Annotated in this window: 19 protein-coding genes; 9 read left to right on the top strand and 10 right to left on the bottom strand. The window is 65.7% G+C overall.

The features are described from left to right. Positions 1-18: 18 nt before the first annotated feature. Positions 19-993: a DUF2955 domain-containing protein gene (locus OUZ49_RS12025; protein ID WP_266150655.1), complete on the top strand. Its 975-nt coding sequence runs from the start codon at positions 19-21 to the stop codon at positions 991-993. Positions 994-1,052: 59 nt separating this feature from the next. Then, positions 1,053-1,460: a potassium channel family protein gene (locus OUZ49_RS12020; protein ID WP_266150654.1), complete on the top strand. Its 408-nt coding sequence runs from the start codon at positions 1,053-1,055 to the stop codon at positions 1,458-1,460. Positions 1,461-1,502: 42 nt separating this feature from the next. On the opposite strand, the gene OUZ49_RS12015 is transcribed toward OUZ49_RS12020, so the two are convergent. From OUZ49_RS12015 to OUZ49_RS11995, 5 genes are all read right to left on the bottom strand, one after another. Continuing rightward, complete coding sequence (locus OUZ49_RS12015) at positions 1,503-3,962, bottom strand: GH92 family glycosyl hydrolase (protein WP_266150652.1); 2,460 nt, start codon at positions 3,960-3,962, stop codon at positions 1,503-1,505. A gap of 88 nt (positions 3,963-4,050) precedes the next feature. Next, positions 4,051-5,904: a glycoside hydrolase family 35 protein gene (locus OUZ49_RS12010; RefSeq protein WP_266150651.1), complete on the bottom strand. Its 1,854-nt coding sequence runs from the start codon at positions 5,902-5,904 to the stop codon at positions 4,051-4,053. A 172-nt stretch (positions 5,905-6,076) separates the two neighbouring features. Further along, a complete protein-coding gene (locus OUZ49_RS12005; RefSeq protein WP_266150650.1) occupies positions 6,077-7,285 on the bottom strand; it encodes a glycoside hydrolase family 27 protein in 1,209 nt (402 codons plus the stop codon). A 130-nt stretch (positions 7,286-7,415) separates the two neighbouring features. Next, complete coding sequence (locus tag OUZ49_RS12000) at positions 7,416-9,071, bottom strand: GH35 family beta-galactosidase (protein ID WP_266150649.1); 1,656 nt, start codon at positions 9,069-9,071, stop codon at positions 7,416-7,418. A gap of 85 nt (positions 9,072-9,156) precedes the next feature. Further along, the gene (locus OUZ49_RS11995; RefSeq protein WP_266150648.1) at positions 9,157-11,631 is read right to left on the bottom strand and encodes a TonB-dependent receptor; all 2,475 of its coding nucleotides are present in this window, start codon (positions 11,629-11,631) and stop codon (positions 9,157-9,159) included. Positions 11,632-12,377: 746 nt separating this feature from the next. Here OUZ49_RS11995 and OUZ49_RS11990 point away from each other — a divergent pair. Genes OUZ49_RS11990 through OUZ49_RS11960 form a run of 7 tightly spaced genes read left to right on the top strand, consistent with a single transcriptional unit; the run spans position 12,378 to position 18,935 of the window. Further along, positions 12,378-13,097, top strand: coding sequence for a FadR/GntR family transcriptional regulator (locus OUZ49_RS11990; RefSeq protein ID WP_266150647.1), 720 nt, complete (start codon positions 12,378-12,380; stop codon positions 13,095-13,097). Positions 13,098-13,099: 2 nt separating this feature from the next. Beyond that, entirely contained in the window at positions 13,100-14,023 is a 924-nt protein-coding gene (locus OUZ49_RS11985) for a 2-dehydro-3-deoxygalactonokinase (RefSeq protein ID WP_266150646.1), read from the top strand. After that, entirely contained in the window at positions 14,023-14,661 is a 639-nt protein-coding gene (locus OUZ49_RS11980; RefSeq protein WP_266150645.1) for a 2-dehydro-3-deoxy-6-phosphogalactonate aldolase, read from the top strand. The genes OUZ49_RS11985 and OUZ49_RS11980 overlap by 1 nt, the downstream gene beginning before the upstream one ends. After that, positions 14,658-15,806: a galactonate dehydratase gene (dgoD, locus tag OUZ49_RS11975; RefSeq protein ID WP_266150644.1), complete on the top strand. Its 1,149-nt coding sequence runs from the start codon at positions 14,658-14,660 to the stop codon at positions 15,804-15,806. The genes OUZ49_RS11980 and dgoD overlap by 4 nt, the downstream gene beginning before the upstream one ends. Before the next feature lie 2 nt (positions 15,807-15,808). After that, on the top strand, positions 15,809-16,573 hold the full coding sequence (locus OUZ49_RS11970) for an SDR family NAD(P)-dependent oxidoreductase (protein ID WP_266150643.1): 765 nt from the start codon (positions 15,809-15,811) through the stop codon (positions 16,571-16,573). After that, positions 16,570-17,484: an SMP-30/gluconolactonase/LRE family protein gene (locus tag OUZ49_RS11965; protein ID WP_266150642.1), complete on the top strand. Its 915-nt coding sequence runs from the start codon at positions 16,570-16,572 to the stop codon at positions 17,482-17,484. The genes OUZ49_RS11970 and OUZ49_RS11965 overlap by 4 nt, the downstream gene beginning before the upstream one ends. Positions 17,485-17,543: 59 nt before the next feature. Continuing rightward, positions 17,544-18,935 carry a sugar porter family MFS transporter gene (locus OUZ49_RS11960; protein WP_266150641.1) on the top strand — a complete coding sequence of 464 codons (1,392 nt, stop codon included), beginning with the start codon at positions 17,544-17,546 and terminating at the stop codon, positions 18,933-18,935. Positions 18,936-19,140: 205 nt separating this feature from the next. Here the strand turns inward: OUZ49_RS11960 and OUZ49_RS11955 are convergent, their stop codons facing one another. The 5 genes from OUZ49_RS11955 to OUZ49_RS11935 all read right to left on the bottom strand — a co-directional run bounded on the left by OUZ49_RS11955 (position 19,141) and on the right by OUZ49_RS11935 (position 24,781). Continuing rightward, the gene (locus OUZ49_RS11955) at positions 19,141-20,331 is read right to left on the bottom strand and encodes an MFS transporter (RefSeq protein ID WP_266150640.1); all 1,191 of its coding nucleotides are present in this window, start codon (positions 20,329-20,331) and stop codon (positions 19,141-19,143) included. A 67-nt stretch (positions 20,332-20,398) separates the two neighbouring features. Continuing rightward, on the bottom strand, positions 20,399-21,028 hold the full coding sequence (locus OUZ49_RS11950) for a class II aldolase/adducin family protein (RefSeq protein ID WP_266150639.1): 630 nt from the start codon (positions 21,026-21,028) through the stop codon (positions 20,399-20,401). Beyond that, positions 21,025-22,497 carry an aspartate aminotransferase family protein gene (locus OUZ49_RS11945; RefSeq protein ID WP_266150638.1) on the bottom strand — a complete coding sequence of 491 codons (1,473 nt, stop codon included), beginning with the start codon at positions 22,495-22,497 and terminating at the stop codon, positions 21,025-21,027. The genes OUZ49_RS11950 and OUZ49_RS11945 overlap by 4 nt, the downstream gene beginning before the upstream one ends. Further along, positions 22,494-23,156 (bottom strand): class II aldolase/adducin family protein, encoded by a 663-nt coding sequence (locus OUZ49_RS11940; RefSeq protein WP_266150636.1) that lies wholly within the window; start codon positions 23,154-23,156, stop codon positions 22,494-22,496. Before OUZ49_RS11940 ends, OUZ49_RS11945 begins: the two co-directional genes overlap by 4 nt. After that, positions 23,153-24,781, bottom strand: a complete 1,629-nt coding sequence (locus tag OUZ49_RS11935) for a xylulokinase (protein ID WP_266150634.1) — start codon at positions 24,779-24,781, stop codon at positions 23,153-23,155. The genes OUZ49_RS11940 and OUZ49_RS11935 overlap by 4 nt, the downstream gene beginning before the upstream one ends. Positions 24,782-24,829: the final 48 nt, after the last annotated feature.

Raw genomic sequence — 24,829 nt, 5'->3', positions numbered from 1 at the left:
CTACGAGGACAGCGCGCATTGCGCCTGGCCACGGGCACGGCGCTGTGCCTCGCCGTCAGCTTCGCCATGGATCTGCCGATTCCGGTGGTGGCGCCGGTGTTCGCCGCGTTTCTGCTGGTGACGGTCAACCGGGCGCTTTCGCTGAAGGACGGCTTGCGCCTGGTCATGGTGGTCGCGCTGACCACGGGCAGCGGCCTGCTGCTGGTGCCCTTGCTTCGCTACTACCCCCTGGCTGGCGTGTTGCTGATCGGCCTGTGTCTGTTCCTGGCCTTTCGCTACGGCTTGCGCGGGGGCAACAACCTGGTCGCCACCTTCCTGGTGGTTGGCCTCACCATGATTTCCGCCGCCGGCACGGCAAGCATCGACCTCGCCATGACGGTCGTCGGCGCGCTGGTCAAGGGTCTGCTGCTCGCGGTGCTGGTGCTGGCCATCTGTCACCGGCTGCTGCCGGAGCCTGCCCGTGCGCCGGCTCGTCCCGCCACGCCGGTCTTGCCGAACGACGACATCATGCGCCTGGCGCTGCGTGCTGCCCTGGTGGTGTTGCCGGCCTTCCTGCTCGCGCTGGCCGACCCGGCCAGCTATATGCCGGTGATCATGAAGTCGGTCAGCCTGGGCAGGCAGAGCTGCACCACCTCCGCGCGCGGCGCGGCACGCGAGCTGCTGGGCTCCACCCTGCTCGGCGGCGTGCTGGCGATCCTGTTCTGGTTCGCGCTCAAGTGGTTCGTGCACCTGTGGATGTTCTTCCTGTGGATGCTGCTGTTCGCCTTGCTGGTGGCGCGCAAGCTGTATTCGCTCAGGCCGACCCGCTACACGCCCAGCTTCTGGCTCAACACCCTGGTCACGGTGATCATCCTGCTGGGCCAGTCGGTGCAGGACAGCGCGGCAGGCAAGGACGTCTATACCGCGTTCGCCGTGCGCATGGGGTTGTTTGTCGCCGTCACCCTGTATGCCTGCCTGATGGTCGAGTTGCTCGATACCCGCCGCCTGCGCTGAGGCGTCTCGTCGTTGGCGACAACGCGCATGGCGAGCCATGCAACATCGTGAGGTCCCGCATGTTCAAGAGGTGGAAATCGCGAAGTGCCCAGCTGAAGGCCCGCGACGTGCTCGCGGAGTTCACGGCAACGTTGTGGTACCTGCAACCGATCCTGCTCGGCCTGCTGCTGCTGTTCGCCTTGCTGACCACGGGGATGTATTTCTTCGGCGGCCCGGTCGAAACGTCGGATCGAGCGCCTTCGCCGCTCGGCGAGACGGTGTACTTCTGCACCATCACCGCGCTCACCATCGGCTATGGCGACGTGGTACCGACGACGATGTTCGGCCGCCTCGACGCGACCCTGCTCGGCCTGCTCGGCATGTTGATGACCGGACTGGTCATTGCCGCCGCCGTACGCGGTGTGCAGGAAGCAGCGCGCAAGGCCGATATCAGGGCAAGCGACGACGCGGCGGACAAACATCGGTGACCGCGCGGATCATGGTGCCCCTGCGCCTGCCAGGTCGCTCCATCAACCCTTGAGCGTGAGCTGCTCACTGGCCGGCGCGCCGAAAGACGGCGGTCGGTCGGCCAACGAGGAGCCGAATGCCTGGTTCGGCGTGGCGGACATCTGGAAGGCCAGCACGCCACCTTGTGCCAGCTCGGCATGGCTGATCCAGCTGCGTGTCCACGGCTGGCCATTCCAGCTCACCGACTGGATATACGGCCGGTCCGGCCCATTGCCGCTGGTGCGAATCACCAGCTTGCGTCCGCCAGCGAGTTCCACCTCGGCCTCATCGAGCAGAGGACTGCCGAAGACGTAATGCGTGCTGACCGGGTCCACGGCGTAGAGGCCGAGCGCGCTCATCACATACCAGGCGCTCATCTGGCCACAGTCTTCGTCACCCGCAAGACCATCGGGTTCGGGCGCGTACATCGTTTCCATCAGCATACGCGCGCGCTGCTGGGTTTTGTGGTGCGCACCGGTATACGCGTAGAGATAGGCCATGTGATGGCTGGGTTCATTGCCATGCGCGTACTGCCCCACCATGCCGGCAATATCGGGCGGCGCATCCGACGGCAAATCGGAGCTGGTGGTGAACAAGCCATCCAGCTTGCTTTCGAACGCCTGGGGTCCGCCAAACAGACCCATGTAGGCGTAAAGATCGTGCTGATTGAGGAAGGTGGCCTGCCATGCGTTGGATTCGCAGAAGTCCCGCCAGGACGATGCATGCCCCATCGCGCGTGGGTCGAACGGCTCCAGCCAGCGACCGTCCTCGGCCCGCGGACGCATGAACTGCAGGCGCTTATCGAACAGCTGCCGATAGTTGCGCGAGCGCTGCCGCAGCTGCGTCGCGTCATCCTTCGCGCCGACGGCCTCGGCCAGCTGCGCCATGGCCCAGTCGTCGTAGGCGTATTCCAGGGTCTTGCTGACGCCTTCCACTTCCTTGTCGCTGGGCAGGTAGCCCAGCTTGCGGTAGTGGTAGAGGCCGCGATAGTCGTCCTCCATCGCGCGGCGGCGGAACACCGGCCACGCGCTCGCGAAGTCGATCCCCTGGAAGTCCTTGGCCAGTGCTTCGGCGATCACCACGGCGGAGTGATAGCCGATCATGCAGCCGGTCTCCACGCCCTGAAGCGGCCAGATCGGTGGGCCATCGGGGCTTTCCACCGCCATGCGCACCAAGCAATTGACCAGGTCGGGTACGCGCTCGGGCTGGTACAGCGTAAACAGCGGATGCAAGGCGCGGTAGGTGTCCCACAGCGAATAGGTGCTGTAGTTGTGCTGCCCCGCGGGAAGCTGATGTACCACGGCGTCCATGCCGCGGTAGCGGCCGTCGACATCGCTGAACAGCGTCGGCGCCAGCATGGTGTGATAGAGCGAGCTGTAGAAATTGCGCATGATGGACGCCGACGGCGACTGCACGCGGATGCGGCCAAGCTCGCGCTCCCAGGCATCCGCTGCGGCTTGCTGGATGCGCCCGAAGTCCCAGTCCGGCATCTCGCTGTCCAGGTTGCGCAGTGCGCCCTCGATATCGACGGCGGAAATGCCGACCTTCACCAGCAAGGGCGCGCTGGCGATGTCGCGGACATGCAGCGCGGCCTTCAGGTGCGCACCGCTCGCTTCGGTACTACCCGCCGGCAAGGCGACATCGTCCGCATAGAGCGTGGCGTGGGACAGCGGCCTCGAGACCTTCATGGCGAAGTAGAGGTAACGGCCCTTGGCCCATTGATGCACGCGCCGTGCACCTACCAGGGTGTCGTTGCCGATCAGGCGCAACTGCGCGTCGCTGACGACGGCCGGCACCTCGGCATGATCGTGGAAGCCATGCGCCAGGTCGATCAGCAAGTGGCCGTCGCCCTTGTGCTTGAACGTATACCGATGCATGCCGGCGCGCAGCGTGGCGGTCAATTCGGCGCGAATGACGTGATCGGTCAGTTGGACGCAGTAATAACCAGGACGCCCCTGCTCGGAGGCGCGATCGTAACGCGAGCGATAGCCTGGGCCCGGATGCGGCGTCGCATCCGGCGGCAGCAGGGCGGTGGGACCCACCTTGCCGTCGTAGCGCGAGTGGTGGTTCGTGTCAGGCAGGCCGCGACTGCCCGGCTGCAGCATGACGGCGCCTTGCGCCGGCATCACCAGCACGTCGAGCAGGTCGCCATCACCGGTACCGCTGAGATGCGTATGGGAAAACCCCATGATGGAGCCATCGAGCTGGTGGTATCCCGCGCACGCATCCCAATCGGCGTCGTTGGTGTCCGGGCTGAGCTGCACCATGCCAAACGGCATCGAAGCGCCCGGGAAGGTATGGCCGTGGCCCGCCGTGCCGACAAAGACGTCGACGTACTGCGACAGGCCTGCGGCTGGCGATGGCGCACCGGCTCGCGGCGTTTGCGCTGCGCCCAGCCGCACGCCCTCGGCCAGCGCGGACAGCGGCGTACCGAGCACGCCGAGTGCCCCCAGGCCTTGCAGAAACTGACGACGAGACACCATGCTGCATTCTCCCCAAGCGGTTGCTTTCGTTGTGTCGCAAGGATGCTGGCGCGCCTTCAGCAGGCGCCCATCGGCGCGGTATCCACCGTTACTCGGTGGCTTGCGCAGCCGGGTTGGACCACAGCGCGTGAGTGAGCCCGCGCAACGAGGGCTGGTTCGGGGTCTGCAGATCGAAAGCCACCACCGCGTTGTCACCCTGCTTCACCCAAGGCCCCGGCAGATAGAGCGACTGCTGCGGACCGATATCCCAGATGCGTCCAAGATGGTGGCCGTTGACCCACAGCAGGCCCTTGCCCAGTTCACTTACGTCAAGGAACGTGTCGGCCGGCTGTGATGCCTGAAAGCTGCCTCGATGAAAGGCGGGACCGTTCACCGGCTGCGTGGTCCAGCCACGAATCGCCGCCACCGAGGACATCGGCAAGGGGTAGACCTGCCAGCCGTGCAGTTCCTTACCGTCGAGCAGCACGGGATCGACCAGGCCTGCACGGCCGTCGGCAAGGCGTGGCCCGTAGTTGATGCGGCCGGTGTTTTCCACCAGCACGTCGATGCGGTGTCGGCCGGCGTCGAGCGTGATGGGTACACCGACCTGCTTCAGGCGACGATCCACCGTGCCGATCAACTTCTGGTCCACGTAGACAGCCGCGTAGTCGCGCACTTCGCCCAGGTAGAGTTTTCCGGCGGCCGGTCCGTCCAGCTCCGTGCGGTAAAGGATGTAGCCGTAGTTCTGGCCGAACTGCTCCATCGACTGCGGCGTATCGACGGCGATCGGGGCCGGCAGGTTGTCCCATAGCGAAGCGTGCTCGCCCAGCGCGAATGCGGGCGGCGCCATGAACGGCGTCGGCGCTGGCAGGGGCGGCGGCGTGGCGCCGGTCGCCTTGGCGATCGCCGCGCGGAAACTCGCGAACTTCGGCGTGGGCCGGCCGGCCTCGTCGAGCACCGCGTCGTAGTCGTAACTGGTGGTCTCGGGCGCGTAGTGATCGGTCGCATCATCGTGGAAGTTCGCGCCGTTCATGAATCCGAACGTGGTGCCCCCTTCGAACATATAGATGTTCACCGAGTAGCCCTGGGCGAGCATCCATGCCAGCTCCCTGGCTTGCGCGTCGGCGTCGGTGTGCACATGCGCCACGCCCCACTGGTCGAACCAGCCGTCCCAGTACTCGCCGGCCATCATCGGCTGGCCCGGGCGGAAGGCCTTCAGTGCGCCGAACGCCTTGCTGGCGTCGCCGGTACCGAAGTTGACCACGGCGAGCACGCCCGGCAAGGCGTCGTGCTGCAGGCCGTCGGCGCCGTCAGAGGTGAACATCAGATTGGTGCCGAGGCCGGCGCGAATCAGCGCCTGGTGGATATCTTCCATGTAGCTGCGGTCGTCGCCGTAGGAGCCGTACTCGTTCTCCACCTGCACCGCGATGATCGGCCCGCCATGCGCAGCCATCAGCGGCGAGAGCTCCTGGCCAAGGCGGCCGAAATACTGCTCGACCCGCTGCAGGAATTTCGGATCGCGCGTGCGCACGCGCAGATGCGGATCGGCATACAGCCAGGCCGGCAGCCCACCCGCCTCCCACTCGGCACACACATAGGGACCGGGGCGAACGATGACGTCGAGGCCCTCGCGCTGCGCCATGCGCACGAAGGTGGCCACGTCGTTGTCGCCGCTGAAATCGAAGCGACCAGGCTGTGCTTCGAGCGCATTCCAGTAGACGTAGGTGGTGATCGTGTTCAGGCCCATGGCGCGCGCCTTGCGCAGCCGGTCCTGCCAGTACCCGCGAGGAATGCGCTGGAAATCCATCGAGCCGGAGATGATCTGGTGCGGCCGGCCCGCACGGACGAAGTGGTCACCCTCGATAGCGATGCTGGCCGAGGTCGCCGCATGCACTGGCTCCGCGGGGCAAGCGAATGCTGCGACCAGGCAGAGGGCCAGGATGCCGCGGAGGCCGAGGGACATCCGACTGACGCCCGCACCCATGCGGGGCCGCGTCAGCTTGATCGACTTCAGTAAGGCATACGTCACTTGGGTGGTCCTCGCCTCATGGTGGCCATGACGGCATGCTTGGTGGGTGCCGTGCTCGCAGGGCCCGGCCTCGTTCGGCCGGCCCATCCGCTGTTCGCGCCGCGGATCAGCGCGCAGCCTGGGGCGCGTCGATGCGCACCAGCCAGACATCGTGCGACCCCAGCCCGATCGCCTGGTGGTCATCGATGCTCACGGACTTGCCGCTCCACAGATCCGTCCCCTGCTGCTTGCCGTGCAGGCCAAGGCGCGTGAGATCGAGGTGGAAGGGATGCGTGCCGGCGACGCGCGTGTCGCCCACGTTGAACACCGCGACGGCCAGCGCGCCATGGCTCAGGGGCCTGGTCCACACCTCGACCTCGCCGTCGGTATAGGCACGGGTACCCTGCTTGCCCAGGGGATCCTGGTCGATCGCAATCACTTCACGGCGCGTGAGGACGTCCCTCACCTCCGGCTTCATATGCGACAAGTCGTTGCCCGCCAGCAGTGGTGCGGCCAGCATCGCCCACCAGCTGAAGTGCGTGCGGTTCTCAGCGTCGGTGAGGTCGCCATTGCCCACTTCCAGCATGTCGGGATCGTTCCAGTGGCCCGGACCAGCGTAGTGTGCGAGGCCCGCCTGCATGGTGGCGATCGCGTAGACGAACTCACCATGCGGCGCGATATCGCCGGTGGTGCGCCACAGGTTGGCGCCCACCTTCGGGTCGGCCGCCCATTCCCACACCGCATCCATGCCGTACTGGCATAGCGAGTAGACGATCGGACGCCCCGCCTGGTTGAGCGCGGTACGCATGGTGGCATAGGCGTCGTGCATCATGCGCATCTGCTGCGCAGGATCGTTGGGCGCGCGTTGCTTCATCAGCTCGCCAAAACTGCACAGGTCGTACTTGAGGTAATCGATGCCCCAGGCGGCATAGGTTTTTGCGTCCTGCTGCTCGTGCCCCAGCGAGCCGGCGTAGCCGGCGCAGGTCTTCTCGCCCGGCGAGCTGTAGATGCCGAGCTTGAGCCCGCGTGCATGCACGTAGTCGGCCAGCGCCTTCATATCGGGGAAGCGCGCATTGGCGTGGATCTCCCCGTTCGCATCGCGTTGCCCCTGCCAGGCATCGTCGATATTCACGTAGACATAGCCGGCATCGCGCATGCCACTGCTCACCATGGCGTCAGCGGCCGCGCGCACGTCGGCGTCGGTGACCTTGTCGGCGAAGTAGTTCCAGCTGTTCCAGCCCATGGGTGGCGTCGCTGCGATCGGCGCCGTCGCCTGGGCGACGCCCTGGGCGAGACAAAGGGTAGCTGCGAACAAGGCGGTATACGAAAGACGCATGACTATTCCTCTCTTGATCGGCGCGCGAACCAGATCACGCACCGATCGTCAGTTGATGGAACGGCTGGATGGCGGCAGCGGTACCGCCTTGGCAACGCCCGTTTCGAACGGATCGAAACGGGCGGCCATCTCACTTCGCAATGCGCACGCGCAGGATGGTGGAGTGATCCGGCAGCGACACGTGGCGCTCGTCGCCGTTGAGGCGTCGTGCTCGAACCCACTGGTCACCCTGAAACGTGCCCTCCTCGATCGAGATCAGCTCCGCGTCGCGCAGCGGACCTTGCATTTCGCGGAAAACCACGTCGAAGCCCGATCCCACCACGATGAAATCGTCCGGGGCCAACTCGATGATCATGCCCGCCGCGCGGCCCTTGACCGGGTCGAAGGTCGCCGTGAAGTCGACATTCGCGGCCAGTCGATCGGTGAGTCGCACCGACTGCTTCCAGTCCTCGCCGTTGGCCAGACCCTGCAGCACCGGATGCAGCTTGCCGGTGTACTGCTTGCTGGCAATCAGCGGCAGCAGTGGACGCAGGACGCTGTAAGTATCCTGGAAGCGCATCCCGATGGCCGTACCGATATCGCCCTTGGTCACCACATCGTCGATGCCGAACGGATTGAAGCCCATGCCGTTGAAGTCACCGAACGTTGTATAGGCGAACGCCGCGAAATACGGATTGAAGTTCGTTTCCGGCACGTACAACGGATTGTCGGAGCGGGTGTACTGCGCCGCGACGTCGTAGAACTTCGGGTAGTAGATATCCGGTGACAACATGTCGATGACTGGCGCACCCGCCTTCCACACATCGAGCGTATTGACCGTGGCGCCGCCGCTCGGCCAGCGACCCGGACGCTCCACGCCCTCGATCAGCCAGACGTTGACGTACATGGGCAACGCGTACTCGCGCTTGCCGGCGGCGGCCACCGTGTTGACATAGTTGGAGATGGCCCAGGCGCTGAAGACTTCCGGCGCTTTCTCGCCGAACACCTGGGTCCAGTTGCCGGACTTCGGCGCATGACTCAACGCCGCCGCCATCGGTGCGGAGAGCTGCTGGCGATGGCCATCGAGGTAGCTCAGCAGCTCAGCGGGAACCGCTGCCTCGAACTGCTTGTTGGCCACGTCGGAATAGTCACGGTCGGTGTTGACGATGCCCGCCTCGTTTTCCACCTGCACCATCAGTACCGTGCGCTGGGACTCATCGATGCTCTTGATGTGCTGCATCAAGGCCGCGAACGCGCGCGCATCCGCTTCCCTGGCTGCCTGGCTGAACGGCGAGATGGTGGACGTGACCTCACCTCGCAGCCCCTTGGCACGGGGATACGTCGCCTGGTCCTGCTTCATCCAATCCGGCACATACTGGCTCTCGCCGTTCTTCCAGGTGCCGAACCACAGCGGCACCAGGCGCAGGCCGTGCTTGCGCGCCGCATTGACCGCCAGGTCGACCGAACTGAAATCATAATGTCCTGGCGTGGGCTCGAGCGCTTCCCAATAAATCGGCACTTCGACGGTATTGGCTTGCCAGCTAGCCAACACGTCCATGGCCTTGTTGAGGTCCTCGGGATTGGACGTATCGGAGTTGTGCACCTGTCCGCCGAGGATCAGATACGGCGCGCCATCCACGATGAGATGCGCCTGCGCTCCCTTCTTCTCGATGGTCGGGATGGGCGAAGCGCTGGATTTGGCGACGCAGGCCGTGGTCAGCACGAAGAGGGCAAGCAAGGCTGACGCGATGGCGGCCACCTTGGGCAGTCGCGAGGGAACGCTCGTTGAGCGCAGGTAAGTAGTCATGAGAGCCGTTCCCTATCGAGGGCTGGTAGATGTTGTAAAGGTGGAAGCCGCCGTAGCGGCTTCCACCGTGGCCAGGCAAATCCGCTTAGAAGCGCGCACGGAACTCGATGCCGTAGGTGCGCGGTGGCGTGACCGTGGCGTAGGGCGTGCCGAACACGCTGGTCGTTTCGTTGCCCACGCCGAGCACATAGCGCTTGTTGAAGATGTTGTTGCCGTACAGGCCCACACCCCAGCGCTGGTCCGGCGTATGCCAGTCCAGCCGCGCATCGGTGCGCTGGGTCGACTGGCCGATGGTGAAGGCCGGGGTCGAATAGCAGATGCCCTGGATGCCCGAGTCCGCGTTGCAGCGGGTGGGCCCGCGATAGGCGTACTGCATGCTGAGTTCCAGGTCGCCGCGGGCGACGCCATGCACGGTGTAATCGAAGCCCGCAGTGGCGGAGAAGTACGGCTCGCCCGTGGGCTGGCCGGACAGGTCCACGCCCGAGCTCGACAGACCCTTCAGGTAGGTGGCGTTGATGTACGCGCCGGTGAGGTTGAAGCGCAAGGCGTCGATCGGCACCCACTGTGCCTCGAACTCCAGGCCGTGCGCGTGCTGGTCACTCGTGTTGACCATGTAGAACGGCACGCCCGACCCGCTGTAGTTCGGATTGAGCACGTTCGACTGCAGGTTCGAGTAACGGTAGTAGTACGCCGACGCGTTCAACAGCAGGTTGTAGTCGGGCAGCACGGTCTTCAGGCCGATTTCGTAGTTCCAGACCTTTTCCGGCTGGTAGACCGAGCCGATCTCGAGACTGTTGTAGCCGCCCGCCTTGTAGCCCTTGGTGACCGAGGCGTAGCCCATCACGTCGGACGTGAATTTGTGGCTGAGCACCACGCGCGGGCTCAGGTCATGCCAGGTACGCTTGCTCTGCACCCATTGGCCAACGGCATTCGGGAACACGATATTGCTGCTGAACACCCCCAGCGCCTGCTGCGCGCTCGGCGGCAGCAGGTCGTATATGCCGCTGGCCTGCAGTGCGGCCAGGGTCTGGTCGTAGGCTGGTGCCTGGCGCGGCATGTTGTACCAGGTGAAGGACTTCTGGTCCTGGGTGTAACGAAGACCGGTGGTGAGGTCCCAGGTGTCGTTGAGGTGCCAGATCACGTCGCCAAACGCGGCGTAGGCCTTGAACCTGCCGTCGTTGTTGATCTGCTCCCGCCAGGAGTCACCGAGGAAGGAGAACGGCAGGCCCATGGCCTGCAGGCCCTGGCTGATCTCGGTCAGCGGCAGGCCGACGCCCTGCACGTTTTGCGCGAGCGTATCCAGGCTGTCGGTATTGGTATTGACCTGGCTGCCCTGGCGCGCCTGCTCGGAATAGAAGCTCACGCCGCTGACCCAGTCCATCAGGTCGTTGTTGCCCGCCAGCTTGAATTCCTGGTACCAGCTGTTGTTGTGCTCGATGTTCGCCGTATCGAGATAGCTGACGACGTGGTTGGTGCCGTCGTTATCCATGTCGTTGTAGGTGTCGAACCCGCGCCACGCGGTGGTCGAAGTCAGGCTGCCCCACGAGAACGAGTGGTCGACGACCAGGTTGGCGCCGTTGAACGTGCGCGTCTCGGCGGCGTTGATCGCGTCGTTGTAAAGCGGCGCATGCAGCGGGTTGAGGAACGTCGACGGATCGGCTGGAAACGGCGGTCGCTGATTGACGTCGCTCGACAGCGGCACGATGCCGATCTGCGGACGCGGCAGCTGGTCGAGCCGCTCGTGGTCCCACGACAGCAGCACGCGCGTATCCGGCGTGATGTTCCATCGATAGACGATGCGGCTGCCCCAATCGTCATTGCCGCCGTAACGCTGGCCGTTCGCCTGGTTCTTGATCCAGCCGTCGCTCTGGTTGTCCACCACGCTGACGCGCAGCGCCATGTCGTTGTTGAGCGGGATGTTGAGCAGCGCGCTGCCGTAGCGCTGGCCTTCGTTGCCCACGCGTACCACGGCATTGCCTTCCCACTTGTCGGACGGCTCGTTGGTGACGATCGAGATCGCGCCGCCGGCGGCATTGCGGCCGAACAAGGTGCCCTGCGGCCCCTTCAGCACCTCGATGCGCTGAATATCGTTGAAAGCCAGCAAGGCGCCGCCGGAGCGGGCGGCATAGACGCCATCGACGTACACGCCGACGGCCGATTCGGTGCCCACGCCGAAATTGCTGGTGCTGATGCCGCGCAAGGAATACGAAGGCTGGGTCGGCTGGCTGCCGTCCACGCCCAGGCCGGGCACGAAGATCGCAATCTTGCTCAGGTCGGTGGCGGCCAGCGTCTGGATCTGCTGCGCGGTGATGATCTGCAGCGGAATCGGCACCTCCTGCATTTCCTGGCTGCGCGTCTGCGCCGTCACGACGATCTTGCCCAGCTGCTTGGCCTTGCTCGCATCAGGCGCCGTGGAGGACGGCGCGGCGCTGGTGGCGGTATCGCCCTTGGCCTGCTGCCCCGTGTCGTCCGCCCTGGCGGTGAACGGCGCGCAAAGCGCGATCGCCACGCCGCCATAGAGCACGCTGCGCAGATATCCCGGTAGTAGTCGTTGACGCATGAGCAAGAATCTCCCCTTTGACTTGCCAGTTCGCATGATTGGAACGACGGCGGCTTGATGCGGATGAAGCTGGCGTTTGGCGCATAAGTCCCCCTCGCCCCCATCCAACGGCGCACCTTCCACTACCCACGGCTTGTTCGCCCCCCTCAAAAAGCGGGGTTGACAGGTCCCTGTTCTGATACGAGGGACGTCTCCCCGAACATCGCCAGCGTGCTCCTCCCCGGGCTGGCGTTGTCCGCACTCACGTTCTGCAGCAGGCCTCCGTCGTGGAGACCCGGCTGCCCGCCAGTCGAGCGCCAACATGACGGCGCAACCAAGCTGGCATCGCGCGCTGCGACCCTGCGTAGCGCATCCATCAAGCGCCCCCTGACGCATGACTGACGGGGAGCATGCAATCACATTGTATGATTATCATGCAAGCAGCTTTCGACGGGATCGAGTCCGCTTGTGCGATGCGGCACGGGCATGACCGGGTGATCGCGCTGAGCGATCCATCACCGCAGCGCCTGATGTGAGCAGCAAGTTCGCGACACGGGAGATCCATGGAATGGATGCCTCTTATCGCAGTGCGTCATCAGGGATCGTGCCGCGCTCGCGGCGGGCCCATCGCGTCATGACAAGCAGCGCGAAGCATTGCTTGGCAGATCGCCTGCGGATGCTTATAGTCAATTTGTATGACAATTGCTTCGAGCAGCGCGCTGCGCAGCACATCGAGCATGGTCGGAACAGGGGAGCCGGGGTATCTCATGAGGAAGTCGAACGCCGTCCGCAGCCTTTACGGACACGTGATGCACGAACTCGGCCAGCGCATCGTCAGTGGCAAGGTCAAGCCGGGTGATGTGCTGCCGCGCGAAGAGACGCTGGCGGAAAGCCTCGATGTCAGCCGCACGGCCTTGCGTGAAGCACTCAAGGTGCTATCCGCCAAGGGCCTGATCGAATCGCGCACGGGGGTGGGTGCCCGCGTGCTCGAAGAGCAGCACTGGAACCAGCTTGACGCTGACGTGCTCGCCTGGCGCTGCGCCTCCATGCCCACCGACGACTTCGTCGACAAGCTGGTCGAGATGCGCGAAATCATCGAGCCGGCGGCGGCCGCCGCGGCAGCCCGGCGGCGCACCAGCGCCCAGCTGGCCCAGATCGAGCAGGCGTTTCGGGCCATGGAAGCGGCGCAGACGCTCGAGGCATGGACCGAGGCCGACCTGCAGTTCCACGATGCCGTGCTGCGCGCGACCTGCAACGAGTTGCTGCAATCGCTGTTCTCGGTGGTCGAGTCTTCGCTCGGCACGTTCTTCACGCTGTCGGCCCGCAACGTGAGTGACTTCAAGTATTCGCTGCCGCACCACCAGAAGGTCCTGGACGCGATTCGCCGCAAACAGCCTGAAGCCGCGCGCAAGGCCATGCTGACCATGATTGCCGACTCGCACGCGAGCCTGCAGCGCGACCGCAAGCGCAAGCGCAAAAAGGCCTAGCCGTGACCACCGCGCTCATCGCACTCGACTGGGGCAGCACGCAACTGCGGGCATATCGGCTCGGTGTGCGTGGCGAGGTGCTGGAGGCGCGCGCCCTGCCCTGGGGTGTCGCGCACTTGCCCGACACCGGTTTCGAGGGTGCCTTCGCCGAGGCGGTGGACGGCTGGCCGCCAACGCCGGTGATCGCCTGCGGCATGGTCGGCAGTCGTAACGGCTGGCGCGAAGCGCCGTACCTGGACGTGCCGGCCAGCACCGACGCTCTGGCGGCGTCCCTGCTGCGACTGTCTACCGCGCAAGGACGCCAGCTTTACATCGTCCCTGGCCTGCGCGATCCCGCGCGCCCCGACGTGATGCGCGGCGAGGAAACCCAGATCGCGGGGCTACTCGCGCGCGAGCCGGGCGCTGTGCGCGAGTCGGACATCATCCTTCCGGGCACGCACAGCAAATGGGTGCGCGTGCGCCATGGCAAGGTCGCGCGCCTGGCCACCGCGATGACCGGCGAGCTGTTTCACTTGCTGTATCAGCACTCGGTGCTGGGTGCATCGCTGCCGGCGCCCACGACCGATGAGCAGGCATTTCGGCAAGGCGTGCTGACGGCACGGGAGAGTGGTGCGGCGGGCGTGTTGTCGCGCATTTTTTTGGCCCGCACGCTGATGCTCGATGGCGAACTTGCACCCACCTCCGTGGCCGACTACCTCTCCGGCCTGTTGATTGGCGAGGAGTTCCGCGCTGCGCTGGCTGCCGGCTGGACGAAACCGCAGGCCACCTTGCACATCGTGGGCGACGAAGCACTCGTCACGCGTTACCAGCGCGCTGCGGAAACCTTCGACCTGCACCTGCTCAAGGCCGCCGGGGACACGGCGGCGGCAGGCCTGTGGCACCTTGCCTGCCTGGCCTCACTGCTCCCATCTCACGCGATGACCTGATGAACGACTGGCTGACATCCTTTCCCCTGGTCGCCATCCTACGCGGACTCCGTCCCGAGGAGGCCGTGGACATCGGCGCCGTGCTGATCGAGGCCGGCTTTCGCGTGCTCGAAGTGCCGCTCAACTCGCCCGAGCCCGTGGAAAGCATTCGCCGCCTGGTCGAGGCCTTCGGTGAGCGCGCGCTGGTCGGCGCGGGCACCGTGATCGATCCCGCCCGGGTGCATGACGTCGCCGCCGTGGGTGGACGGTTGATCGTCATGCCGCACGGCGATGGCGAGGTGATCCGCGCAAGCAAGCGGGCCGGCCTGTACTGCGTGCCCGGCGTGGCGACACCTACCGAAGCGTTCGCCGCACTGGCCGCGGGTGCCGACGCACTCAAATTGTTTCCCGCCGAACAGATCGGCCCCGCCGCACTCAAGGCATGGCTTGCCGTGCTGCCACCTGGAACAGCCGTGTTGCCAGTGGGAGGCGTGACGCCCGACGCGATGGCGCCATGGCTGGCTGCGGGTGCCGCTGGTTTCGGCATCGGGTCATCCCTCTACGCACCAGGCCGCCAAGCCAGCGACGTCGCCTTGCGCGCGCGCGCCTTCGCCGATGCCTGGCAGTCCGACCTCGCTGCCAAGGGCGATGCCGCATGAAGATCACAGGCCTCACCACCTTCATCGTCCCGCCGCGCTGGCTGTTCCTGCGCATCGACACCGACGAAGGCCTATGCGGATGGGGCGAACCCATCGTCGAAGGGCGCGCCCACACCGTGGCAGCGGCGGTGGACGAATTGTCGGATTACCTGATCGGCAAGGATCCCCGTCATATCGAGGACCTGTGGAGCGTGATGTATCGCTCCGGTTTCTACCGCGGTGGCCCCGTGCTGATGAGCGCCATCGCCGGCATCGACCAGGCTTTGTGGGACATCAAGGGCAAGGACCTGGGCCAGCCCGTGCATGCCTTGCTGGGCGGCCCGGTGCGCGAACGCATACGCGTGTATAGCTGGATAGGCGGCGACCGGCCGGCCGACACGGCGCGCGCCGCGCAGCAGGCCGTCGCCGCTGGTTTCACCGCGGTGAAGATGAATGCCACGGAAGAACTGCAGTATGTCGACACTTTCGCCAAGGTCGAGCAGGTGCTGGCCAACGTGCAGGCGGTTCGCGATGCGGTAGGACCGCAGATAGGCATCGGGCTGGACTTCCATGGTCGCGTGCACAAGCCGATGGCCAAGGTGCTGATGCGCGAACTGGCGCCGTTCAAGCTGATGTTCATCGAAGAGCCAGTGCTGTCCGAACACCTGGAGGCGTTGCCCGAACTGGCCGCGCTCTCGCCGGCGCCGATCGCGCTGGGCGAGCGCCTGTACCACCGCACCGACTTCAAGCGCGTGCTGGCGATGGGCGGCGTCGACATCCTGCAGCCCGATCCGTCACACGCCGGCGGCATCACCGAAACGCGCAAGATTGCCGCGATGGCCGAAGCCTATGACGTGGCCGTCGCGTTTCACTGCCCGCTCGGCCCGATCGCGCTGGCGGCCAATCTGCAGCTCGATGCCTTGTGCCACAACGCCTTCATCCAGGAGCAGAGCCTGGGCATCCATTACAACGCGACGAACGACCTGCTGGACTACGTCGAGGACCGCAGCGTATTCGCCTACCACGACGGCTGCGTGGCGATTCCGGGCGGCCCGGGCCTCGGCATCACGGTCAATGAGGCCTACGTCGCCGAGCGGGCCGCCGTGGGGCATCGCTGGCGCAACCCCGTCTGGCGTCACGCCGACGGCAGCGTGGCGGAGTGGTGAGCATGAGCCCCTTTGCGACCTACCCCAGCCTCGTCGATCGGCACGTCTTCATCTCGGGCGGCGCCAGCGGGATCGGCGCGGCCCTGGTGGAACATTTTGCCGACCAGGGCAGCCGGGTGAGCTTCGTCGATATCGACGAGGCCAACGGCAAGCTACTCGTCGATGCGCTCGGCCATGCACGCCATCGACCACGATTCCTCAGCTGCGACGTCACCGATCTTGACGCCCTCAAGGCGGCCATCGACGCCGCCCGCGCCGCGCATGGCCCCATCGGCGTGCTGATCAACAACGCCGCCAATGATGTGCGCCACGCGTTCGACGCGACCACGCCACAGGATTTCGATCGCAATATCGCCGTCAACCTGCGGCACCACTACTTCGCCACGCAGGCGGTGCGCGACGACATGCGCGAACTCGGCGCCGGCTCGGTGATCTGCCTGGGCTCCACCGGGTGGATGAAGAAGAACGCCGGCTACCCGGTGTATGCCGCGGCCAAGGCCGCCATCCTCGGCCTCGTCAACGGGCTCGCGCGCGAGCTGGGCAAGGAGCGCATCCGCATCAACGCCCTGGTGCCCGGCTGGGTGATCACGCCGAAGCAGCGCGAACTATGGCTCGATGCCGCCGGCGAGGCGGACATCGCCCGGCTGCAATGCCTGCCGGGCTACCTGCTGGCGGATGACATCGCGCGCGCCGCGCTGTTCCTGGCCGCCGACGACAGCCGCATGTGTACCGGCCAACAGTTCATCGTGGATGGCGGCTGGGCATGAACGACGTCGCTGGCGTCGCTGTCCTGCTGCAGAACGAGTTGGGCGAAGGCATCGTCTGGTGCGAGCGGGAGCAGGCGCTGTACTGGACCGACATCCAGGCGTCGACGCTGTGGCGCTATCGCATCGATGAAGGTGCGCTCGACCACTGGCTGCTGCCGGAACGACTGGGCTGCTTTGCGCTATGCGAGGTGGACGGCTGGCTGCTGCTGGGATTGGCGTCCCGGCTGGCGTTCTTCCACCCGGCTAGCCAAACCCTGACGCCCATCACCGAGGTGGAGGCGCAACAGCCCACGCGCATCAACGACGGTGCCTGCGACCGCAGCGGTCGCTTCGTGTTCGGCACGTTCCATGAGCCGGCCGATGGTGGCGCCCGCCTGCCGGTCGGGTCCTTTTATCGCCTCAACCGCAATCTCTCGCTCGAACGCCTGTCCCTGCCCGGCGTGGCGATCAGCAACAGCATCGCCTTCAGTCCCGGCGGCGAGCGCATGTATTTCTGCGATTCCACCACGCCGGTGATCCGGGTCTGCGACTACGGCGACGACTGCGGCGCGACCAGCGAGTTTGCCCGGATCGACGATGCGCATGGCGAACCGGATGGCTCGATCGTCGACATCGCCGGTGGACTGTGGAATGCCCAGTGGGGGCTGGGACGTGTCGTTCGCTACACGCCGGAGGGCCGCCTCGATAGCTGCATCGAGGTGCCGGCATCGCAACCCACGCGCATGGCCCTCGGTGGCGCCGATCGCTCCACGCTCTATATCACCAGTGCACGCCTTGGCCTCGACGCCAGGTCGCTCGCGGCCCAGCCGCTGGCCGGCTCGTTGTTTGCGGCACAGGTCGACGTCGCCGGCCTGCCCGAGCCACGTTTTGCGGGACCACCGGAGCACGTCATCGCCACCGCATCCAGCTGACGGACGCGGATGCACCACTCGAAAGACCATTCTTCATAGCAAGCGGGGGAGCATTGTTCATGAACGCCGAAGTCATCGCGTCATCCACTTTCCAATCCAGGGCCACCGTGGTCTTCACCTGCCTGCTGGCCGCCCTGGCAGGCCTGATGTTCGGCCTGGACATCGGCGTCATCTCCGGGGCCACCCAGTTCATCCAGGCCGAATTCAAGGTCAGCGATCACATCGTCGAATGGATCGTCAGCGCCATGATGCTCGGCGCCGCGGTCGGCGCCCTCGCGGCGGGGTGGCTGTCGGCAGCCCTGGGGCGCAAGCGCTCGCTCGTGCTGGGCGCCATGCTGTTCGTGCTCGGCTCGCTGCTCTCCGGCTATGCCTGGTCGCCCGCCTCGCTGATCGCGGCGCGCGTCGTGCTCGGCCTGGCCATTGGCGTGGCCACCTTCGCCGCTCCGCTGTATCTGGCGGAAGTGGCGCCGGAGCGGATCCGCGGCGCAATGATCTCCACCTACCAGCTGATGATCACCGTCGGCATCCTGGTGGCGTTTCTGTCCGATACCGTGCTCAGCTACTCCGGCGCATGGCGCTGGATGCTCGGCATCATTGCGGTGCCCGGCGTGCTGTTCCTGCTGGGCGTGCTGGTGCTGCCGGACAGCCCGCGCTGGCTGTTCATGCGCGGCCGGCGCGACGAGGCCATGCGCATCCTGCATCGCCTGCGCAACGATGCCGCTGTCGTCGCGCGCGAAGCGGCCGATATCGAAGAGCAGCTCAAGACGCCGCAGCGCGGCTGGCATCTGTTTCTCGAGAACGCGAACTTTCGCCGCTCGGTGGGCCTGGGCGTGCTGCTGCAGCTGATGCAGCAGTTCACCGGCATGAACGTGGTGATGTACTACGCCCCACGCATCTTCCAGGAGATGGGCTACGACACCAGCGCGCAGATGTGGTTCACCGCCCTGGTCGGCATCACCAACATGCTGGCCACCTTCATCGCCATTGCGCTGATCGATCGCTGGGGCCGCAAGCCGATTCTCTACACCGGCTTCGCGGTCATGGCCACCGGACTTGGCGTCGTCGGCGTGATGATGCACGGCGGCATCGCCGGCCATGCCGCGCAGATCTTCACCGTCAGCATGCTGCTGGTGTTCATCGTGGGCTTTGCCATGTCCGCCGGACCGCTGGTGTGGACCCTGTGCTCGGAGATCCAGCCGCTCAAGGGCCGCGACTTCGGCATTGGCTGCTCCACCTTCACCAACTGGATCGCCAACATGGTGGTGGGCGCAACCTTCCTCAGCCTGCTCAACGGCATCGGCAACTCGTCCACCTTCCTGATCTACGCCGGGCTCAACCTGCTCTTCATCGTGGTGACGTTCTGGCTGGTGCCGGAAACCAAGGGCGCGACGCTGGAACAAATCGAACGCAACCTGATGCACGGCAAGCGCTTGCGCGACATCGGCGGCTGATGCGGCGCCAGGTTCGCCGGACGCGTGACTCGAGCGGAACGCATCGCTGAACGGGTGCGGACCACTCCTCGCCGCGCACTTGCCAACGGCAGCATCAGGTAGCTGCGCGAACAGGTCATGGCGAGGTCGCGCTTCTAGCCGACCCGCCATTGCAGGCCATCGAAGCGGACGCGCGCCCATCGCGGGCGCCGCCCTGGACGCTTGCTCAGTGCGGGCTCTCTTCGCAAGGCGAAGTCCTGCCCCGCCCGGTTCCCTGAAACACGCGGGATGCCACCAGGATCACGGCAAGCAGCGCGCAGGAAGCAAACCCGGATGCAATCAGCGGAATGCCTTGCACGTTTTCGCCACGCACGAAGAACGAGGCAGCCAGCGGCCCGAAGCCCGAGCCGAGCAGCTGCGCCGCCGGCACCAGCATCGCGATGCGCCCCTGGGGGTCGACATCGAAGGCCAGGCGGTAGTGGAACGGCATCTGGAACAGCCACAGAAAGCCGAACGCCACGCACAAGGCAGTGAAGACCAGCACACTGTGTCCGGCCAGCAGATGCATCAACACGCCAATTGCGGCAAACGCGACCGCGCTTGCCGCGACCACGCGTGGCGCGCGCCAATGGCGCACCGCCACCGCCGCCATGCCGCCGCCGGCTATCTGCATCACCAGCACCAGCGCCACCAGCAGGTTCGCCTGGCTGGCGGCCACGCCGGCCGCTTTTTCCAGCGGCTCGAAATAGGCCCAGATGGTGCCCACGGCCGACAAATGCGCGAAGGGTACCAACAGGCTGAAAAAGCCTCGAAGCGTGGCGACCGCTGGCTTGGTTGCCTCCTCATGCGGCGGCACCGTGGCCGGCAGGCGCGCTGCCAGCAGCAGCGGCAGCGCCGAAATGACGGCGAGCACCACAAAGCCCTTCTGTCCACCAAGGAACGGCATCGTCAGCCTCGCCAGCATCAGGGCGACCAGCGCCTGCGCCAACGTCTGCATGGTCAGGAAGATGCCGGAGAGACGATCGGGTTGGCGGGAACGGACGAGTACGACGGTGGTGATCCAGAACAGGCTGGCCTCGCCCAGCCCGGCGGCCACGCGCATCGCCGTGCACGCGAGATCCCCGTGCACGCGCAAGGTCAGCAGGTTGACGGCCACCAGGTAAAGGCTGCTCAACACGGCTACCAGGCGGATCCTGTGCAGGGGCAGCCACTTCTCGGCCAGCACGACGCCCACGCCGAGGGCGAAGATTTCGCCCATCGCCACCAGGCCCACGCCCTCCAGGGAAATCCGCTGCTGCTCGATCAGGTCGCCCAGCAGCGCCGGTTGCAGTCCAAGCACCATCAGCGCGACGCAGCCCACCACCAGCGCGGAGGTTATTTCCGAGAATCGAAAATCGATCGAAGCGGATGTCGTCACGGGCACTCCGGTTCAGCGCTGTTGATCGTCGAGCCGGCGAAGGCCGGCACCCAGTTGCGGCAGAGCGTCAGTAGCCCTTCACTTCTTCCGGCAACAAGCCTTGTGCAAACCGTTCCGCCGCGCGCTTCTGGTCCTTCTTCAAGCGCCCATTGGCAATGCGGCATACCCACCAGGGCAAGGTGTGCAACGGCTCGTCGGTGCCGGCGGCCAGCACATAGGCCTTCGCGCATTTCTCCAACAGTTCGGCATTCAACACCAGCCGATGCAGGGTCGTGCCAAAGACCAGCAGGCTCGATCCATGTACCCAGGCGTTGCCACCGTCGGCCAGGCTCCGCTTGATATCGTCCGGCCGGCCGCTTGCCGTGCGTGCGGTGCGCCCGAGATGCCTGGCCTGTTCATCGAACACCTGCGGCAGGACCCCGGCGACGTCGGGGAGCAGATGCCCATAGGTGCCCGCGCCCAGCGCGATGGCCCCGACATCGGGGCGCGCGCGATAGACGTCGGCGTGCTGTCGCGCCACCGCATCCGTATCGTCGGTGAGCAGGATGCGTAGCGGCTCGCCGTCTGGCACCCCAAGCAGCATGGCCCCGCTGCCGGGTAGGCGCACGGAAACGCTGGCGCCATCGCCAAGCAGATGCTTGCCGTCCAATCGACGTATCGCGTCCTGCAGCTCAGCGGCGATCGGCATGGTCGTCATACCAGCTTCAACACGTCTTCAAAGCGGTTGAGCGCATCGTCGATGACCTCGTCCGAGTCAGCCAGGCTGGTGTAGATGCGGCTGCCGGCCAGGGTGATCACGCCATGCGCACTGTAGGCGGCGCCCATCTCCTCCATCATGTGCTTGCGCTCCTTGGCCTCGTTCTTCACGCGCGCGAGTTTCAGCAGGCTGCTGGTGTCGAGCAGCATGACGCCCGAGGTCTGCAGGTGCACGATGGAACCCATGTTGTAGGCAACATAGGGCAGGCCCAGGCGCTCGATGATTTGCTCGAGGCCGTTGCGCATGCGATCGCCCGCCTGGCCGGCCTTGAAGGCCGCATCGGTGCGCCGCATTTCCTGCAGGGCGAAATAGCCGGCCGCACACGACAGCGGATTCGCGGTCAGCGTGCCACCGACGAACGCGCGCTTGGTGGTGGTGCCGATACCGCCCACCAGCATCATCATGATGTCGCGTCGGCCGCCGATCGCGCCGGCCATCGGGTAACCGCCGGTGAGGCACTTGCCGAGCACGGTGAGGTCCGGCGTAACGCCGAAGTACCCTTGCGCGCCGCCCATGCCCGCGCGAAATCCGGTGACGACTTCGTCGAAGATGAGCAAGGTGTCGAACTCGTCGCACAACTTGCGCAAGGCTGCATTGAAGTTCCGCGTGACCGGCCGCGTGCCACTTTCCGGCCCGAACGGCTCGACGATCACCGCCGCGGTACCGCCGCGCAGGCGGTTCCATTTCAGCTTGCGGCGGATCGCTTCCAGGTCATTCGGCAGACTCTCCTGCGTGGCCGCGGTGGCGCCGCGCGGGATGCCAATCGCCTCCATGCGCCCGGTCTTGGGCAAGCGCATGCCGTAGACCATCTGGTCGCTCCAGCCGTGATAGCCGCCGCCGATCTTGATCACGCGCTTCTTGCCCGAGTAGGCGCGCGCGAGGCGGATGGCGCCCATCACCGCCTCGGTGCCGGAGCCCATCATGCGCAGCATGTCCACGCCAGGCATGACCTGGCAAACCAGCTCGGCCAGCTTGACTTCGTACTCGTGCAAGAGGCCGGTGGTGGGGCCGCATTCGTCGAGCAGGCCCTTGACCCGTTCGAGCACCACGGGATGATTGGATCCCAGCAAGGTCGGCCCGCCGGCTTGCAGGAAGTCGATGTAGCGATTGCCGTCCACATCCGTCATATGCGCCCCGCGCGCCTCCTTGATGGCCAGCGGGAACGGATAATTGAACGCGAGGTTGTGCTGCACGCCGCCGGGAATCACCGCCTTGGCCTGCTCCGCCAGGCGCGCGGAGCCTTGGCAGCGCTGTTCGAAGTAGTTCAACACGTCCGTCATCGCGGCGCGCCGGATCGGCCGCAGCGGCTGTTTCACCAAGGCTTCAAAGCGCGGGTACAGCGCATCCGTGTCGGGCCACTGGGAGATGCCGCTTTGGGCCGGCGCGCTGGAGGTATCGTGGAAATTCATAGGACCATATCCCGGACGAGTTCGGTGTTGAGCGTTGTCAGCAGGCGCTGCAAGGCGGCCTCTTGCGGCAGCAGGGCGGCACGCGCGGCAATGCGGCCACGCAAGTAGTCCAGGGCCAGCGCCTCGAGCGCGACGATCGCCTGCAAGGCGCGCTCGGCGCTGGTGCCACAACAGATCGCGCCGTGCGTACGCAGCAGGTAGGCGTTTGCATCCGGCCGCAGTGCCTTGGCCAGCTTCTTCGACAACCAGGACGTGCCCGATGGCGCGTATCCCACGATCGGCACGTTGTCGCCAAGCAGCTCCCGCGGTCCGGCCCCCGTCACGCGCAGCGGCTTGCCAATCAGCGTGCAGGCGCTTGCGATCGGTTGATGCGTGTGGATGCTGGCGGCGCAGTCCGGGCGTGCCTGCAAGACCTTGGCATGCATGCCGGTTTCCACCGACGGCTTGCGCTCACCATCCACCTTGGCCAGGTCCCGCAAGCGCAGGATGCACACGTCATCGGGACCCATCTGGTAATAGTCCACGGCCGAAGGCGTGACGGCGATATGCTCGGCGTCGACCTTCAGGGCGAGGTTACCGCCCGTCGCGGCGAAGAAACCGTGGTCGGCGAGCATCACGCTCATCCTGACCACCTGTTCGCGGATCTCCGGAAACTTCATGCGGTCGCCTCCAGTTGTCGGCGGATTTTGCGATAGACAGGCGCGAGTCTTCGGTGAAGCTCCTTGAAGGTGCCGAAGCGATCATCGTAAAGACCGCGTACGGTGTCGCGCGGTTCGAACGTACGGGCGATGCCGCACAGCGACGGCACGTCGGAGAACGACAATTCGCCCAGGCCGACGCCGGCAATGAAGGCCGCACCCATCGCATTGGCCTGGATCGGCATGTGCGGTTGCCGGATCACCATGCCGGTGACGTCGGCCATGATCTGGCACCACACCTGCGACTGGGCGCCACCGCCGACGATGGTCATGGCGCTGCCCTTCTCGCTGCCGACGAAACGCAGCATGGGCTCCAGCATCCAGCGTGTATTCAACGCCACGCCTTCGAGGAACGCGCGAATGATGTCTTCCCGCGTGTGCTCCAGCGAGAGGTTCAGCAAGCCGGCACGCAGGTGCCTATCATCCACTGGCGTGCGCTCGCCCTGCAGCCAGGGCAGATAGATCAGTCCACGTGCGCCCGGCTGGACACGCTCGGCAATGCGATCGAGTAGCGCATAGTCATCCTGCCGCTCGTGGTTGCCGGAAAGCTCATCCGCATGGAACAGGATGCGGTCGCGTAGCATGGTCAGGTTGCTGCAGGCCGCCGACTGCATCGCCATGGCCAGGTAGCGATCCTTCTGCGCGCACGGCACCGACGCAATGAACGCGCTCAGGTGCGTGCGCTTCCTGGGTATGTGCGCGCCAAGCCATGACGACGTGCCAAGGTAAAGATGCAAATCGCCGTCACGCACGGTTCCCGCACCGATCGCCGCCGCGGAATTGTCCACCGCGCCGGCCACCACCTTGGTGGTCGGTGCCAGGCCGAGTGCACTGGCGACCGCCGGCATCAGATGACCGATGACCTCGGTCGACGACACCAGCTCCGGCAGGCGCTCGTGATCGATTTCCAGCAAGCGCAACAGCTTGTCGTCATAGCGCACGCGCGAGAGATCGCGGTTGTCGGTGGCCCAGGTGGTCAGCGCCGAGTCGTGCGTCGCGCAGTAGCGCCCGGTGAGGCGCAGGTTCATGAAATCCAGTGCGTTGAGAAACTTGTGCGTGCGTTCGACCAGCGGCTGGTGATGATCATGCAGCCAGGCGATGTGGCCGGCAGGGTCCTTGCCCGACAGCGACGGCGCACCACCGGTGAGCCGCAGCCAGCGCGCCAGCTTCAGCGGTCCGTAGCCCTGCACGTTGAGCTTGCCGCTGCGCGCGCGCCGACGGATCGACTCGGCTCCGCGCATGTCCAGCCACAGCATCGCGCGCGCCAGCGCGCGCCCGGCCTCATCCACCGGTACCGTGCATTCGCCGAAGGCGGAAACACAAACCGCCACGACGCGCCGGCGACGCTCCGCATCACCCTCGAGCACTTCCTGGGCAGCGCCAAGAAACGCGCGCCACCAGTCCTCGGCGTCCTGCTCCACGCCAAATTCACCGACCAGGTAAAGCGGCACCGGCCGAAACGCCCAGGCATGCACGCGGCCACTCAGCCCAACCAGGGCGCACTTGCACCCGGACGTGCCCAGGTCGACCGCCAGCACGAGGCGTTCGCTCTCCAAAGGCACCTCTGCTGGCGGCCGGCTTGCCATGATCGATCCGAAGTCAAAATGGTAGTTTTAGCTACGATATAGTTTTTG

The sequence above is a fragment of the Dyella halodurans genome (assembly GCF_026283925.1).
GTDB classification, from domain to species: Bacteria; Pseudomonadota; Gammaproteobacteria; order Xanthomonadales; family Rhodanobacteraceae; genus Dyella; species Dyella halodurans.
Note: the sequence above shows the minus strand (reverse complement) of the source record. Positions and strands in the feature narration are given on the sequence as shown.